Source organism: Rhizobium grahamii CCGE 502, assembly GCF_000298315.2.
Lineage (GTDB): Bacteria > Pseudomonadota > Alphaproteobacteria > Rhizobiales > Rhizobiaceae > Rhizobium > Rhizobium grahamii.
Map to the genome: position 1 here is coordinate 237,870 of NZ_AEYE02000011.1, position 14,872 is coordinate 252,741.

Sequence of the window (14,872 nt, forward strand, 5' to 3'; positions counted from 1 at the left end):
AGCACACCAGTCATCGGCAAATCGCCGATGCTTTCGAAACTTGGTGTTTCGCTTCGCCATGACATGCGCTAAGAGCGGCTAACAAATTTTATAGAGTAAGCCGGACAAGAATGGCCGCCATGACAGACAAGACACCCTTTTACATCACCACCGCGATTTCCTACCCGAACGGCAAGCCGCATATTGGCCATGCCTACGAATTGATCGCGACGGATGCGATGGCGCGCTACCAGCGCCTTGATGGCAAGGATGTGTTCTTTCTGACCGGCACCGACGAGCATGGCCAGAAGATGCAGCAGACGGCTCGCGCTGAAGGCATTTCGCCGCAGGAGCTTGCGGACCGCAACTCCGGCGAATTCCAGGCGATGGCGAAGCTGCTCAATGCGTCGAATGACGATTTCATTCGCACGACACAGGAGCGTCACCACGAGACGTCCAGAAACATCTGGAACCTGATGGCCGATAACGGCGATATCTACAAGGATTCCTACGCGGGCTGGTACTCGGTGCGCGACGAAGCCTACTATCAGGAAAACGAAACCGAGCTGCGCGCCGACGGCGTGCGCTACGGCCCGCAGGGCACCCCTGTCGAATGGGTGGAAGAGGCCAGCTACTTCTTCAAGCTTTCCGAATATCAGGAAAAGCTGCTCGCACACTATGAAGCCAACCCGGATTTCATCGGCCCGGCCGAGCGTCGCAACGAAGTGATCTCGTTCGTGAAGTCGGGGCTCAAGGATCTGTCGATCTCGCGGACGACGTTCGATTGGGGCATCAAGGTCCCGAATGACCCGTCCCACGTCATGTACGTCTGGGTCGACGCCCTGACCAACTACATCACCGCGACCGGCTATATCGAAGACAAGAATAGTCCCCGCGCCAAATACTGGCCGGCAGATGTTCACATCATCGGCAAGGACATCATTCGCTTCCATGCGGTCTACTGGCCGGCCTTCCTGATGTCCGCCAAGCTGCCGCTTCCCAAGCGGGTCTTCGCGCACGGCTTCCTGCTCAACAAGGGCGAGAAGATGTCGAAGTCGCTCGGCAACGTTGTCGACCCGGTCAACCTTGTGAACCACTTCGGCTTGGATCAGGTGCGCTATTTCTTCCTTCGCGAAGTTTCCTTCGGCCAGGACGGCAGCTACAGCGAAGAAGCGATCGGCACTCGCATCAACTCCGATCTTGCCAACGGCATAGGAAACCTTGCCAGCCGCTCGCTGTCGATGATCGTCAAGAATTGCGACGGCATGATTCCGGAATGCGGCCCGCTGACGGATGAAGACAAGGCCATGCTGGCTCAGGCCGACGCGCTGCATGCTTCGACGCGCGACGATATGGGCAAGCAACTCATTCATCGTGCGCTGGCATCGATCATCGCGGTCGTTTCCGAAACGGATCGCTATTTCGCTGGTCAGGAGCCCTGGGTGCTGAAGAAGACTGATCCGGCGCGCATGGGCACCGTGCTCTATGTCACGGCCGAGGTCGTACGCCAGATCGCGATCTTGCTGCAGCCTTTCGTGCCGGAATCGGCCGGCAAGCTGCTTGATCTTGTTGCTGCACCTGCCGGAAAACGCGACTTCGCCGCACTCGGCGAGAGCGGTCGTCTTGTCACTGGCACGCCTCTCGAAGCGCCGAAGCCAGTCTTCCCTCGCTACGTTGCGCCGGAAGCGTGAGGACGTCATGCTGATCGATACGCATTGTCATCTGGACTTCGCCGACTTCGAAGAGGAGCGCGACGAGATCGTCAAGCGCGCTCACGATGCCGGTGTTAAGCAGATGGTGACGATCTCGACGCGCGTGCGCAAGCTCGATGGACTGCTGGCGATCACCGAGAGATATCCGTCGGTCTTTTGCTCCGTTGGTACCCATCCGAACAATGCTGGCGACGAGCTTGATATCCTGACGGACGACCTCGTCCGACTGGCCAACGCACATGAGAAGATCGTTGCGATTGGTGAAGCCGGTCTGGATTACTTCTACGATACGCAGAAGCCGGAAGACCAACAGACCGGATTGCGGCGCCATATTGCGGCGTCGCGTCAGACGCAGCTGCCGCTGGTGATTCACAGCCGCAGCGCCGACGAGGACATGGCGACAATCCTCAACGAGGAAACGGGGAAGGGGGCGTTCCCTTTCATTCTTCATTGCTTCTCGTCAGGTGCGGAACTCGCACGAGTTGGCGTTGAACTGGGCGGTTACGTCTCCTTCTCGGGCATCCTGACTTTCCCGAAGTCGGAGGAGCTCCGAGACATCGCCAAAACCATCCCGCACGATCGTTTGCTCGTTGAGACCGATGCACCCTATCTGGCGCCGAAGCGCTGGCGCGGCAAGCGCAACGAGCCATCCTATGTCGTGAATACGGCTGAGGTTCTGGCCGAGACGCTCGGTCTCAGCTATGCCGAGATGGCTCGGATTACGACCGAAAACGCATTCCGCATTTTCTCGAAGATGCCAAGGATCTGACAGCGTGGGTTACAGACGGCGTTTCACCATTCTCGGCTGTTCGTCGTCGCCTGGCGTGCCGCGCATCACCGGCGATTGGGGTGCCTGCGATCCCGCCAATCCGAAGAACCGCCGCACCCGTGCAGCCTTCATGGTGCAGCAATTCGACGACAATGGCGGCGTCACGACTCTCATCGTCGACACGGGGCCGGATTTTCGCGAGCAGATGATTGCCGCGCGTGTCACGCACATCGACGCAGTCCTCTATACACACGCTCATGCCGACCATATTCACGGTATCGACGATCTGCGCGGCTATTTCTACGGTGGCCAACAACGGGTTCCGATCCATGCGACGCCGGATACGATGGACCGCATTCGTCAGGGTTTCGGCTATTGCATCGAAACGCCGCCCGGTAGCAACTATCCGCCAATCGTTGAGGCAAAAATCATCCAAAACCTCGATTCTCCGCTGCGGATTAGCGGCGCCGGCGGGACCATTTCCATCTGGCCACACCTCCAGCAACACGGCGATATTCACTCACTCGGCATTCGGGTTGGTGACGTGGCTTATTGCAGTGATATCAGTGACTTTCCGCCGGAAACTGTCGAAAAACTTCAACAGCTCGATGTTCTCATCATCGATGCCTTGCAATACCGATATCATCCCAGCCATCTGTCGCTCGAGCAGTCTCTGGATTGGATCGATCGCCTGAAACCGAAGCGTGCGATCCTGACCCACATGCATACGCCGCTCGACTACGACACTGTGATGGCCGAGACGCCGGACCATGTCGTTCCGGCCTACGACCAGATGAACTTTGATATCGAATTGGCGGATATCGAAGGCCTCTGACTTCGCGATCGGCACGTTTGAACTGAACTGCGTTCCATCACAGGAGATGTCTTTCCCAGTTGGATATATTCGATAGTTCCATAACCTGTCTTATCTGATTTGTGGATGTAGCGGGGGTACATTCTATTTCCAAGTGTTGGTGTGGACGGCCTCCGATCGAGCTTCGCAGTGTGCGAAAGTCAAATTGGAGATTTTTTGCAAAGGAACCGTCCCATGGAGTACATCACAAGAATTGGTATGGATACGTCCAAGCATCTCTTCCAACTACATGGCGTTGACGCCGAGGAAAACGTCGTGTTGCGGCGCCAGGTTCGGCGCTCGCAGATGTTGACGTTCTTTCAAAAACTTCCGCCGACCGTCATTGGTATCGAAGCATGTGGCGCCTCACATCACTGGGCGCGAATGCTGCAATCCCTTGGCCACGAGGTCAGACTTCTTCCGCCCCAATACGTAAAGCCGTACGTAAAACGGAATAAGAATGATGCCGCCGATGCCGCAGCAGTTTGCGAGGCGATGAGCCGACCACATATGCGATTTGTTCCTGTGAAGACAAAGGACAATCAGGCAGTGCTGATGCTGTTGGGGGTTCGTGAGCGACTTTTGCGGGTTCGCACTCAGCTCAGTAATGCGATCCGAGGATATGCAGCCGAGTTCGGCCTGACAGTAGGGAGAGGCATATCCAGGCTTGAGCATCTGTTCGAGCGGATTGCGGGAGATACCTCCCTACCCGCCTTGGCGCGGGAGCTCTTCAGCTTGCATGCGCAGGAATATCGGGATCTGCAGATGCGGATTGCTGAAATCGAAGACAGGCTTGATGATTGGCGTCACGAGAACGAGAAAGTCCGCCGATTAACGAAGGTTCCGGGCATCGGCCCCATCGGTGCTTCATTGCTGGTGATGAAGACTCCTGATCCCGAGTGCTTCCGATCTGGCCGTGATTTTGCAGCGTGGATTGGGTTAACACCCAAAGATCATTCAAGCGGCGGCAAAAGGCGTCTGGGCGGGATCACGCACGCGGGCGACGAAGCCTTGCGAAGTGTACTAGTCGCGGGGGCTACAAATTTAATCCGATACGCGCGTCTCGGCCGAGGTCAAGTATCGCCATGGCTCGCAGCTCTAATCAAACGCAAACCTCCCATGCTGGCGGCTGTCGCATTGGCCAACAAGATGGCCCGCATTGCCTGGAAGCTCCTCGTTAGTGGTGAAGCCTATGCGCAATCGTCGAACTCGCGCCAGTTATCAGCGCAACCCGGGTAGCTCCTGACCCGTCGCTTACAAATATTGCAGTGGATAGATAGATGGTGTGATCGATCGATCCGAGACGGAAGACATTCCGAATGTCGCATAGGCTGCCACAAGCCGCCCAAGTGTTAGGAACTTTCGTCGCGGAAACCATCTTGGCCAGCGGTCCTATGCTGCCGCATGAACAGGCCGGACATATGATCGCAAGCGATCCGATCACATAACTTTTATCCCCTTGCGAGGCGGAGGCCGTCCACATATGCGACATGCCAATGATTTCAACGGCTTCACTTTGGAGATTTTGGCATGTCCCGATGCTATACGCAGCTTGCTCTCGCCGACCGACGACGCCTACATCAGCTGGTGGCGGCAAAAGTTCCCATCAACGAAATGGCCCGTCAGCTTGGCAGCCATCGTTCGACGATTTACCGCGAGATCAAGCGCAACACGTTTCGCGATCGTGAACTGCCGGACTACGACGGTTACTACAGCACGGTTGCTCACGATATCTCTAAGGAACGGCGACGCCGGCTGAGAAAGCTGCGGCGGCACCCGAATTTACGCACGGAGATCATCAACCAGTTGGAGGCACGCTGGTCTCCGGAGCAGATCGCCGGGCGCCTGTTGTTGGAGGGGCACAGCCTCGTCCGCGTTTGTAAAGAGACAATCTATCGCTTCATTTACAGCAAGGAAGATTATGGGCTTGGCCTCTATCAGTATCTACCGGAAGGGCGTCGCAAACGTCGTCCGCTGCGCTCCAGAAAGCCGCGCGACGGTGTGTTTCCAGCCTCGCATCGCATATCCCAACGTCCTGATTTTATTGGAGATAGATCGCAGTTTGGACATTGGGAGGGCGACCTCCTCATCTTTGAGCGTCCACTCGGCCATGCCAATGTCACGTCGCTCGTCGAGCGCAAGAGCCGCTACACCGTTCTCATCAAGAATCCAAGCCGGCATTCTCGCCCGATCATGGACAAGATCATCAGAGCTTTTTCGCCTTTGCCGGCCTTTGCGCGTCAGAGCTTCACGTTTGATCGCGGTACCGAGTTTGCCGGATTCCGGGCTTTGGAAGAAGGGATCGGCGCGCATAGCTGGTTTTGCGACCCAAGTGCGCCTTGGCAAAAAGGAACGGTCGAGAACACCAACAAACGCGTTCGACGTTTCCTGCCGGGCACCACAGACCTGGCAATTGTGTCACAACGCGACCTTCTCCATCTCGGGCGCCATATCAACGATCAGCCGCGCAAATGCCTCGGATACAGGACGCCGACCGAAGTGTTCATGACGCATTTGCAAGAGGGAGGCTGATCCCCTACCCTTGAAGACAGGCATGATGCACACGGCTATATGTCCTGCTTGATCACCATGTCGCAGACAGAAATTGCACCTTTGCTTTGCTCCGCCGCTCTTAACGATCAGTCGCGAACTGGTTCGGGATTTCTGCCATAATCGCGACACTCCGATAACGGCGCCGCCGCCGGGCGGTATGTATAGTTGTTGAGCGCAACAGCCCGTATGCATCGCGCTTGTTTTGATATTAGCAATAATGTATATAAGGATCGTCTGATATTAATCAGGTGGATAACTCGGCTTTCTCCATCGCCAGTTATCCGTTTCTACCCGTTTCTTTGGTTCCCTCAGCCATCCTTGCCCGCGTGAGTGGGCAGCCGATGGAGAATGGCGAGGAACTTCGTTCTCGATCCACTCGATCGGGGGAAGTTCCTTGCTTGGATAGCGGGTTTCTCTCGATCTTAACAGACAAGAGGAATCCTATGAATCTCCTCAAAGCAACTGCCATTATTCTTACGGTATTCTGCGGCCTTTCCGCTTTCGCGATTGCTACGCTGCCCATGATTTTTCCGACGGTGCACAGCACCGCGATGCTTGACGAACTTTTCAAGGTGATGATCTTCCTGTTTTCGACAGGTGCGGGCGCATTGCTCTTCAAGGCCCTCGGCTAGACCATAGACGCGGGCGGGGTCGCGAGGCGTCGCGACCCCGCCACCAAAGCGAAAGCGCCATGCAGTGACACTTCGCCAGGCGACGCGAGTGTGCCCGCGCTTCCTGCCCCTTCCCTTGTCCGTAGACTGCTTTAGAATGCGCTGACAAAGCCGGAGCCGTTGCCATGCGCGCCATTCTTGCAATTTTCATTCTGTGCGCCGCGTCTTTCGTTTTTCTTGGTACCACTCGGGCCGAGGATCCGATCGACACGACGCGTACGATGATCGAGGCGCAGATCAAGGCATTCTTGAACGACGATGTTGATACGGCCTATTCCTATGCCGCGCCCGGTATCAAGGCCATCTATCCCGACAAGAACGTTTTCTTCGCGATGGTCAAGAAGAGCTATGAGCCGGTTTATCATCCCGGCAACTATGCCTTCGGGCGCAGCCGATCGATCGACAACGGCGCGATGATCTATCACGAGGTACTGATATCAGGACGCGACGGCAAGGACTGGACCGCAATTTATCAGGTGGCCCGCCAACCCGACGGAAGCTACAAGATCAATGGCGTTCAGATCGTGCCGAACACCGAAAGCAAGGGCATCTGAGTGGCGGGCAGGCGGCTTCCACCGGACGGAGCGCAGTGCCCTTCCCGTCTTACGCCGGCTCCAGGTCGCCCCTCGCCCATTCTGCCTGGGTCTCTGCCATAAAGTCGGCAAACCGGCCTTCAGCGATCGCCTTGCGGATACCCTGCATCAGTTCCTGGTAGTAAGCAAGATTGTGCCATGAGAGCAGCATGCCACCGAGCGCCTCATTGGCGCGCACGAGATGATGCAGATAGGCGCGCGAGTAGTCGCGCGAAGCCGTGCAATTCGACTGGTCATCGAGCGGACGCATATCCTCGGCGTGGCGGGCGTTGCGGATGTTGACCTTGCCGCGGCGGGTGAAGGCAAGACCGTGCCGGCCGGAGCGGGTTGGCATGACGCAGTCGAACATGTCGATACCGCGGGCTACGGATTTCAAGATATCGTCGGGTGTGCCGACGCCCATGAGGTAGCGCGGCTTTTCCGTCGGCAGCACCGGCAGCGTTTCCTCGAGCATCTTCAGCATGACGTCCTGCGGCTCGCCGACAGCGAGGCCGCCGACCGCATAGCCCTTGAGATCGAGATCGGTCAGCGCCGCGGCCGAGCGGACGCGAAGTGCCGGCACATCCCCACCCTGCACGATGCCGAACATCGCCTTCCCCGGCTGGTTGCCGAAGGCGATCTTGCATCGTTCGGCCCAGCGTAGCGACAGCTCCATGGCGCGCTCGATTTCGCGCGGTTCCGCAGGAAGTGCCACGCATTCGTCGAGTTGCATCTGGATATCGCTGTCGAGCAATCCCTGGATCTCGATCGAGCGCTCCGGCGACATGTGATGCAAGCTGCCGTCGACGTGCGATTTGAAGGTCACGCCCTGCTCGTCGAGTTTGCGCAGGCCCGAGAGCGACATCACCTGGAACCCGCCGGAATCGGTCAGGATCGGATGCTCCCAGCGAATCAGCTTGTGCAGGCCGCCGAGGCGTGCCACGCGCTCGGCCGTCGGACGCAACATGAGATGATAGGTATTGCCGAGGATGATGTCGGCGCCGGTGTCGCGAACCTGCTCAAGATACATCGCCTTGACGGTACCGACGGTGCCGACGGGCATGAAGGCCGGCGTGCGGATCGTGCCGCGCGGCATCGAGACCTCGCCTAGGCGAGCACCGGCATCGGTCTTCTTGAGGGTGAACTGAAAGTTCTCGGTCATTTAGTCTTTCCGGAAAAGAAGGCTGGAGTCGCCATAGGAATAGAAGCGGTAGCCCGTCGAAATCGCGTGGCTGTAGGCCGCACGCATGGTCTCGAAGCCGGCAAAGGCCGAAACGAGCATGAACAGCGTCGAGCGAGGCAAATGGAAGTTGGTCATCAGCATGTCAACCGCCTTGAAGCGGTAGCCGGGCGTGATGAAGATGCCGGTGGCGCCGGCCCAGGCACGGATCTCGCCGTTTTCTTGGGCCGCACTTTCGATCAGTCGCAGCGACGTCGTGCCGACGCAGATGATGCGCCCGCCCCTTGCCTTCACGGCATTGAGGCTCGCAGCCGTCTCGGCGCTGACATAGCCGCTCTCAAGATGCATCTTGTGATCGTCGGTGTCGTCGGCCTTTACAGGTAGGAAAGTACCGGCGCCAACATGCAGTGTGACGAAATGCCGTTCGACGCCTGCCTTGTCGATGGCTTCGAAAAGATCAGCCGTGAAGTGAAGCCCGGCGGTCGGGGCTGCAACTGCACCCTCCTCGCGGGCATAAATTGTCTGGTAGTCGGCACGGTCGCGCTCGTCTTCGGCCCGTTTGGCGGCGATATAGGGCGGCAGCGGAATATGTCCGACGGAATGGATTGCCTCGTCGAGCATCGGTCCGGAAAGATCGAAGGCAAGCGTGACTTCGCCGCCCTCGCCCTTTTCTTCGACAGTGCATTCGAGCTTGCCAAGAAGGCAGCTGCCACCATCGTGGCCGAACGAGATACGGTCGCCGATCTTGATGCGTTTGCCGGGCTTTGCGAAGGCCTTCCAGCGGCTGGCGCCGACGCGCATGTGCAGTGTCGCCGAAACCTGCTGACCGCCAGCACCTTCGCGATGACGGATGCCCTCAAGCTGTGCCGGGATCACCTTGGTGTCGTTGAAAACAAGCGCGTCCCCTGCCCTGAGAAAGCTGGGCAGTTCGCTTACTCGATGGTCCGACAGCTGTACCTCCCCGCCAGGGTCGACGACGAGCAGACGCGCGCTGTCGCGCGGCTCGGCTGGCCGCAGGGCGATCCGTTCATCCGGCAGGTCGAAATCGAAGAGGTCTACGCGCATCACTTAAATCCAGGCAAAGCGAAACCCGCCCCACGCTTTCGCGCAAGGGCGGGTTTCAGCAGAAATCACAATCAGACGTCGGCGGCAACCCGCATCGAGACGATCGAGTCCGGATCGGTGACCGGCTCGCCCTTCTTGATCTTGTCGACGTTGTCCATGCCTTCGATGACCTGACCCCAGACGGAGTACTGCTTGTTCAGCCAGGGAGCGTCCGTGAAGCAGATGAAGAACTGCGAGTTGGCGGAGTTCGGGTTCTGCGAACGAGCCATCGAGCAGGTGCCTCTGATGTGGCTGACAGCCGAGAACTCAGCCTTCAGGTCAGGCTTCTCGGAGCCGCCCATGCCGGCACGGCCCGGGTTGAAGCTCTCGCTGCCCTTCTTGCCGAACTTCACGTCGCCGGTCTGCGCCATGAAGTCGTTGATCACGCGATGGAAGACAACGCCGTCATAGGCCTTCTCGCGAGCGAGTTCCTTGATGCGGGCCACGTGTTCCGGCGCCACTTCCGGCAGCAGCTGGATGACAACCTTGCCCTTGGTGGTTTCCAGGATGATGGTGTTTTCGGGATCCTTGATCTCGGCCATTCTTCTTCTCCTACTTGTCTTGAAACTTACTTCTTGCCGACGGTGACCTTGATCATCCGGTCGGGGGTGCTGACTTCGCCGTTCTGGCCTTCGCCACGCTTGATCTTGTCGACGTTCTCCATGCCGGAGACGACCTTGCCGACGACCGTATACTGGCCATTGAGGAAGGAGCCATCGGCGAACATGATGAAGAACTGCGAGTTTGCCGAGTTCGGATCCTGCGAGCGGGCCATGCCGACCGTGCCGCGCACGAACGGTGTCTTCGAGAATTCCGCCGGCAGGTCGGGCATGTCGGAGCCACCGGTACCGGCGAGGCTCGCATCGAAGCCCTTTTCCATGTTGCCGTACTTCACATCGCCCGTCTGGGCCATGAAGCCTTCGATGACGCGATGGAAGGCGACGTTATCATAGGCGCCCTTTTTGGCGAGCGCTTCGATCTGCGCAACGTGCTTCGGGGCGACGTCGGGCATAAGCTGGACCACCACTGGACCGTCCTTCAACTGGATTGTCAGCGTGTCGCCGGACTGTGCAAATGCGTCGCCCGCGAAGGAGGCAAGGTAAAGCACGCCTGCAAATGCGAGATAGAAAAGTTTCATGTTGGCTCCGTTGCGGCGAAAATGTCGCCTAGGATTTGCGCTTGGATTGAAGGGCTTTCAAGACGGCAGCCGGCACAAAGGCGCTGACATCGCCTCCCATGGCAGCGATTTGCCGGACCAATGTGGCGGTTATGGGCCGCGAGGCCGTTCCGGCTGGCAGAAAGATGGTTTGAATGTCCGGCGCCATCTGGCGGTTCATTCCGGCCATCTGCATTTCGTAGTCGAGATCGGTACCGTCGCGCAGACCACGGATCAGGAGCGCAGCACCATGGGTACGCGCCGCATCGACGACGAGATTGTCGAATGCAACGACTGAGATATTGCCTGTCTTCTCAGGCAGCGCGTCCGCGAGCGACTGGCGAATGAGATCCGCCCTCTCGTCGAACGAAAAGAGCGGTGTCTTGCCCGGATGGATGCCGATCGCGACAATAACCTCGGACGCAACATTCAGCGACTGGATGAGAACATCCAGATGTCCGTTCGTCATTGGGTCGAACGACCCCGGATAGAAAGCTGTCGTCATTGGCCTAGCCGTTTGTTTCGACGCCTTTTGTCATGGATAAAGCTCGCCCGCAAGTCGTTTGCCCGTCGCTGAACGGTTCATGAATGCGGCGTTCAAGGCGGCTTCAGACGGGCTCGCTATAACGGAGAACGTCAACACCGATGTCGCTCCGGCATCGGCCCCTTCCCCGGAAACGCTCATGCTGATCATCCTTATTGCTTTCGCTATTTTCGTCTCGCTGCTTGCAGAATTTTTCTACGGCTGCGTGCGGGATGTCCAGGATGCAAGTTGGGTTCGGACAAGCGTCCGGGAACATTACGCAATCGTGCGTGCAACGGGAAAGGTGGCGTTTAAACCGATTAAGGATTCTGAACGCCAGATGAACGAGGCATTCAAAGTCGCTTCAGATCATGCTTGGTAAACGACCGGCCAATGCCGCACTGGAACCATTTTCGCACGCATGCGTTCATTCAACCAGCGTAACGCGATACGCCGCACAAGGAAGATAATATGCCCAATAAAATTACCATGATTAATGCTGTCTGGATGGTAATGATGACTGGTATGCTTGCAGCGACTGTCGCGCTCTACGATCACAAAGTGGATGCGTCCAAGGTATATGGCCCCTATGCGTCGGCACGCGCGGCGTTAACGAGCCAATACTAAGGAACGTGAACGCAAAGCCCAGGAGGATTGCTCATGTTCACGATATTGACTGTGCTTACTGCCCTAATCAGCATCATGTTTGTCGTGTCTGTGGCCTCCACCATCGCCGCTCTTCGCCATGAAAGCGAAGAGATGAAGAAGGTCGATGGAAAGCACAGTTGGTTTTAACCGCTGTCCGTGACCTGGGAATTCTCTGATTTCAAAAGGCTGGATGACTCTGTCGTCCGGCCTTTTTCATGTCTGCGGGCCGGATCATCGGCTCCTCCTTCGAGTGTTCGGCGGGCCAGCTGCGAAGACCCCTCGATCTGTCCAAAAAAGAAAACCGGGCAGCTTGCCCGGTTTTCAAAGTCGCAATTTCAGTACATCAAGCGTCCGCGTCAGGCGTGCTCTCGGCGGCGGGCCCAATGTCATCGCCATTTTCGGCGACGTCTTCTGCCTCTTCTTCCTCGGGCTCGCTGATGCGCTCGACGGATACCACCTTTTCGTCCTTAGCCGTCGAGAAGATAGTCACGCCCTTCGTCGCGCGGCTGGCGATGCGGATGCCGCCCACGGGGACGCGGATGAGCTGCCCGCCATCGGAAACCAGCATAATCTGGTCGCCCTCGTTAACCGGGAAGGCCGCCACCAACTCGCCGATCTCCGCGGTCTTCGACGTATCGGTAGCCCGAATACCCTTGCCACCGCGGCCAGAAATCCGGAAGTCGTAAGAAGAGGAGCGCTTGCCGAAGCCCTTTTCGGAAACCGTGAGCACGTATTGCTCGCGCGCCTTCAGTTCTTCGTAGCGCTCGTCGCTCAGTTGCCCCTCTTCGGTAACCTCCTCGCCGACGAGCGAGATTTCCTCGGCGTCACCTGTCGTCAAGCGTCGCTCGCTTGCAGCACGCTTGAGATAGGCCGCGCGCTCCCAGGGCTCGGCATCCACGTGGCCGACAATTGTCATCGAGATGATGCGATCGCCATCACCGAGGTTGATGCCGCGGACACCGATGGAGTTGCGTCCGGCGAAGACGCGGACGTCATCGACCGGGAAGCGGATGCATTGGCCCAGCGCGGTGGTCAGAAGCACGTCGTCATGTTCGGTGCAGGTCTCGACGGAGAGGATTTCGTCGCCCTCTTCCTCCAGCTTCATCGCGATCTTGCCGTTACGGTTGACCTGGACGAAGTCCGAAAGCTTGTTACGGCGAACGGTGCCGCGCGTTGTCGAGAACATCACGTCGAGCTTGTCCCAGCTTTCCTCGTCCTCGGGCAGCGGCAGAATGGTGGTGATGCGTTCGCCTGGCTCCAGCGGCAGCATGTTGATCAGCGCCTTGCCACGCGCCGTCGGCGTGCCGATTGGCAGGCGATAGACCTTCTCCTTGTAGACGATACCGCGCGATGAGAAGAACAGAACCGGCGTATGCGTGTTGAGAACGAATAGCTGGCTAACGAAATCCTCGTCTCTCGTCGTCATGCCGGAGCGACCCTTGCCGCCACGGCGCTGCGCGCGATAGGTCGTCAACGGCACGCGCTTGATATAGCCGAGATGCGAGACGGTCACGACCATGTCTTCACGGGCAATGAGATCCTCATCGTCCATCTCAAGCCCGCCGTCCATGATTTCGGTGCGGCGCGGCGTGCCGAATTCGTCGCGAACCGCAGCAAGCTCTTCCTTGACGATTGTCTGGATCCGGACGCGCGACGAAAGGATTTCAAGATAATCCTTAATTTCTTCGCCTATCTTATTGAGTTCGTCGCCAATTTCGTCGCGGCCAAGAGCTGTCAGACGCGCCAGGCGCAATTCGAGGATGGCACGCGCCTGCTCTTCCGAGAGGTTGTACGTCATATCCTCGTTGATACGGTGACGCGGATCATCGATCAGTCGGATCAGGCTCTCGACGTCGGATGCCGGCCAACGGCGGGTCATCAGTTCTTCGCGTGCGGTCTGCGGATCCGGCGCCTGCCTGATCGTGCGGATGATTTCATCGATATTGGCGACGGCAATTGCTAGACCGACCAAGACGTGCGCCCGCTCGCGCGCTTTGCGCAAGAGAAATTTCGTTCTCCGGCTAACGACCTCCTCGCGGAAGAAAACGAAGGCGCGCAGCATGTCAAGCAGCTGCAACTGTTCCGGCTTGCCGCCGTTTAGCGCTACCATGTTGCAGCCGAAGGATGTCTGCAGCGGGGTATAGCGGTAAAGCTGGTTCAGGATCACGTCGGCATTCGCGTCGCGCTTGAGCTCGACGACGACGCGGTAGCCCTGGCGGTCGGATTCGTCGCGAAGGTCGGAGATACCCTCGATGCGCTTGTCGCGCACCAGTTCGGCCATCTTCTCGATCATCGTCGACTTGTTCACCTGATACGGGATCTCGGTGATGATGATCTGCTCACGATCGCCGCGCATCGGCTCGATCGTCGCAACGCCGCGCATGATCACCGAACCGCGGCCGGTCTCGTAGGCCGAACGAATGCCAGCGCGGCCAAGAATCTTGGCGCCTGTCGGAAAATCCGGGCCAGGAATAATCTGCATGATATCCGGAAGTTCGATGGCCGGATTGTCGATCAGGGCGATACAGCCGTCGATGACTTCGCCAAGATTGTGCGGCGGAATGTTGGTCGCCATGCCGACGGCGATGCCGCCTGCCCCATTGACCAAGAGGTTCGGGAATTTCGCTGGAACGACGACCGGCTCGGACAGCGTGCCGTCATAGTTGTCGCGGAAATCGACCGTTTCCTTGTCGAGATCGTCGAGCAGCGAATGCGCGGCCTTTTCCAGGCGGCATTCGGTGTAGCGTTCAGCCGCCGGCGGATCGCCGTCGACGGAGCCGAAGTTGCCCTGGCCGTCGATCAGCGGCAGGCGAAGAGACCAGTCCTGGGCCATGCGCGCCAGCGCGTCGTAAATCGCCAAGTTACCGTGCGGATGGTATTTACCCATCACATCCCCGGTTACACGGGCACATTTGACGTATTTCTTGTTCCAGTCGATGCCGAGTTCGGACATGCCGTAGAGGATGCGGCGATGCACGGGCTTGAGGCCGTCACGCACATCAGGCAAAGCGCGGCTGACGATAACGCTCATCGCGTAATCGAGATACGACCGCTGCATTTCCTCCATGATGGAGATGGGCTCGATGCCTGGCGGGAGCTTCCCGCCGCCGGGGGGTGTTTGCTCAGTCAAAACGGATCACGATCTCTTCTAG

The 14,872-nt window shown here is 58.1% G+C and carries 15 protein-coding genes; 9 read left to right on the forward strand and 6 right to left on the reverse strand.

Going from position 1 to position 14,872, the window contains the following annotated elements:
* The first annotated feature begins 119 nt into the window (after positions 1–119).
* From metG to RGCCGE502_RS09525, 7 genes are all read left to right on the forward strand, one after another.
* Positions 120–1,670: a methionine--tRNA ligase gene (metG, locus tag RGCCGE502_RS09495; RefSeq protein WP_016553940.1), complete on the forward strand. Its 1,551-nt coding sequence runs from the start codon at positions 120–122 to the stop codon at positions 1,668–1,670.
* Positions 1,671–1,677: 7 nt separating this feature from the next.
* Positions 1,678–2,460: a TatD family hydrolase gene (locus tag RGCCGE502_RS09500; RefSeq protein WP_016553941.1), complete on the forward strand. Its 783-nt coding sequence runs from the start codon at positions 1,678–1,680 to the stop codon at positions 2,458–2,460.
* Between the two features lie 4 nt (positions 2,461–2,464).
* A complete protein-coding gene (locus RGCCGE502_RS09505; protein WP_016553942.1) occupies positions 2,465–3,295 on the forward strand; it encodes an MBL fold metallo-hydrolase in 831 nt (276 codons plus the stop codon).
* Between the two features lie 213 nt (positions 3,296–3,508).
* A complete protein-coding gene (locus tag RGCCGE502_RS09510) occupies positions 3,509–4,552 on the forward strand; it encodes an IS110 family RNA-guided transposase (RefSeq protein ID WP_016553943.1) in 1,044 nt (347 codons plus the stop codon).
* Between the two features lie 291 nt (positions 4,553–4,843).
* Entirely contained in the window at positions 4,844–5,845 is a 1,002-nt protein-coding gene (locus RGCCGE502_RS09515) for an IS30 family transposase (RefSeq protein WP_016553944.1), read from the forward strand.
* Between the two features lie 464 nt (positions 5,846–6,309).
* Positions 6,310–6,498, forward strand: coding sequence for a hypothetical protein (locus RGCCGE502_RS09520; protein WP_016553945.1), 189 nt, complete (start codon positions 6,310–6,312; stop codon positions 6,496–6,498).
* A 164-nt stretch (positions 6,499–6,662) separates the two neighbouring features.
* Positions 6,663–7,091, forward strand: coding sequence for a DUF4864 domain-containing protein (locus RGCCGE502_RS09525; RefSeq protein WP_016553946.1), 429 nt, complete (start codon positions 6,663–6,665; stop codon positions 7,089–7,091).
* 49 nt (positions 7,092–7,140) lie between these two features.
* Here the strand turns inward: RGCCGE502_RS09525 and tgt are convergent, their stop codons facing one another.
* From tgt to coaD, 5 genes are all read right to left on the reverse strand, one after another.
* Positions 7,141–8,271, reverse strand: coding sequence for a tRNA guanosine(34) transglycosylase Tgt (tgt, locus tag RGCCGE502_RS09530; protein ID WP_016553947.1), 1,131 nt, complete (start codon positions 8,269–8,271; stop codon positions 7,141–7,143).
* Positions 8,272–9,354 carry a tRNA preQ1(34) S-adenosylmethionine ribosyltransferase-isomerase QueA gene (gene queA, locus RGCCGE502_RS09535; protein WP_016553948.1) on the reverse strand — a complete coding sequence of 361 codons (1,083 nt, stop codon included), beginning with the start codon at positions 9,352–9,354 and terminating at the stop codon, positions 8,272–8,274.
* Positions 9,355–9,425: 71 nt separating this feature from the next.
* Entirely contained in the window at positions 9,426–9,935 is a 510-nt protein-coding gene (locus tag RGCCGE502_RS09540) for a peptidylprolyl isomerase (RefSeq protein ID WP_016553949.1), read from the reverse strand.
* 26 nt (positions 9,936–9,961) lie between these two features.
* Positions 9,962–10,531, reverse strand: a complete 570-nt coding sequence (locus tag RGCCGE502_RS09545) for a peptidylprolyl isomerase (RefSeq protein ID WP_016553950.1) — start codon at positions 10,529–10,531, stop codon at positions 9,962–9,964.
* Positions 10,532–10,559: 28 nt separating this feature from the next.
* A complete protein-coding gene (gene coaD, locus RGCCGE502_RS09550) occupies positions 10,560–11,054 on the reverse strand; it encodes a pantetheine-phosphate adenylyltransferase (protein WP_016553951.1) in 495 nt (164 codons plus the stop codon).
* Positions 11,055–11,133: 79 nt separating this feature from the next.
* On the opposite strand from coaD, the gene RGCCGE502_RS09555 reads away from it, so the two are divergent.
* Positions 11,134–11,454, forward strand: coding sequence for a hypothetical protein (locus tag RGCCGE502_RS09555; protein ID WP_019279827.1), 321 nt, complete (start codon positions 11,134–11,136; stop codon positions 11,452–11,454).
* Positions 11,455–11,732: 278 nt separating this feature from the next.
* A complete protein-coding gene (locus RGCCGE502_RS38725; RefSeq protein ID WP_016553954.1) occupies positions 11,733–11,867 on the forward strand; it encodes a hypothetical protein in 135 nt (44 codons plus the stop codon).
* Between the two features lie 196 nt (positions 11,868–12,063).
* Here the strand turns inward: RGCCGE502_RS38725 and gyrA are convergent, their stop codons facing one another.
* Positions 12,064–14,850, reverse strand: a complete 2,787-nt coding sequence (gene gyrA / locus RGCCGE502_RS09560) for a DNA gyrase subunit A (RefSeq protein WP_016553955.1) — start codon at positions 14,848–14,850, stop codon at positions 12,064–12,066.
* Positions 14,851–14,872 lie beyond the last annotated feature (22 nt).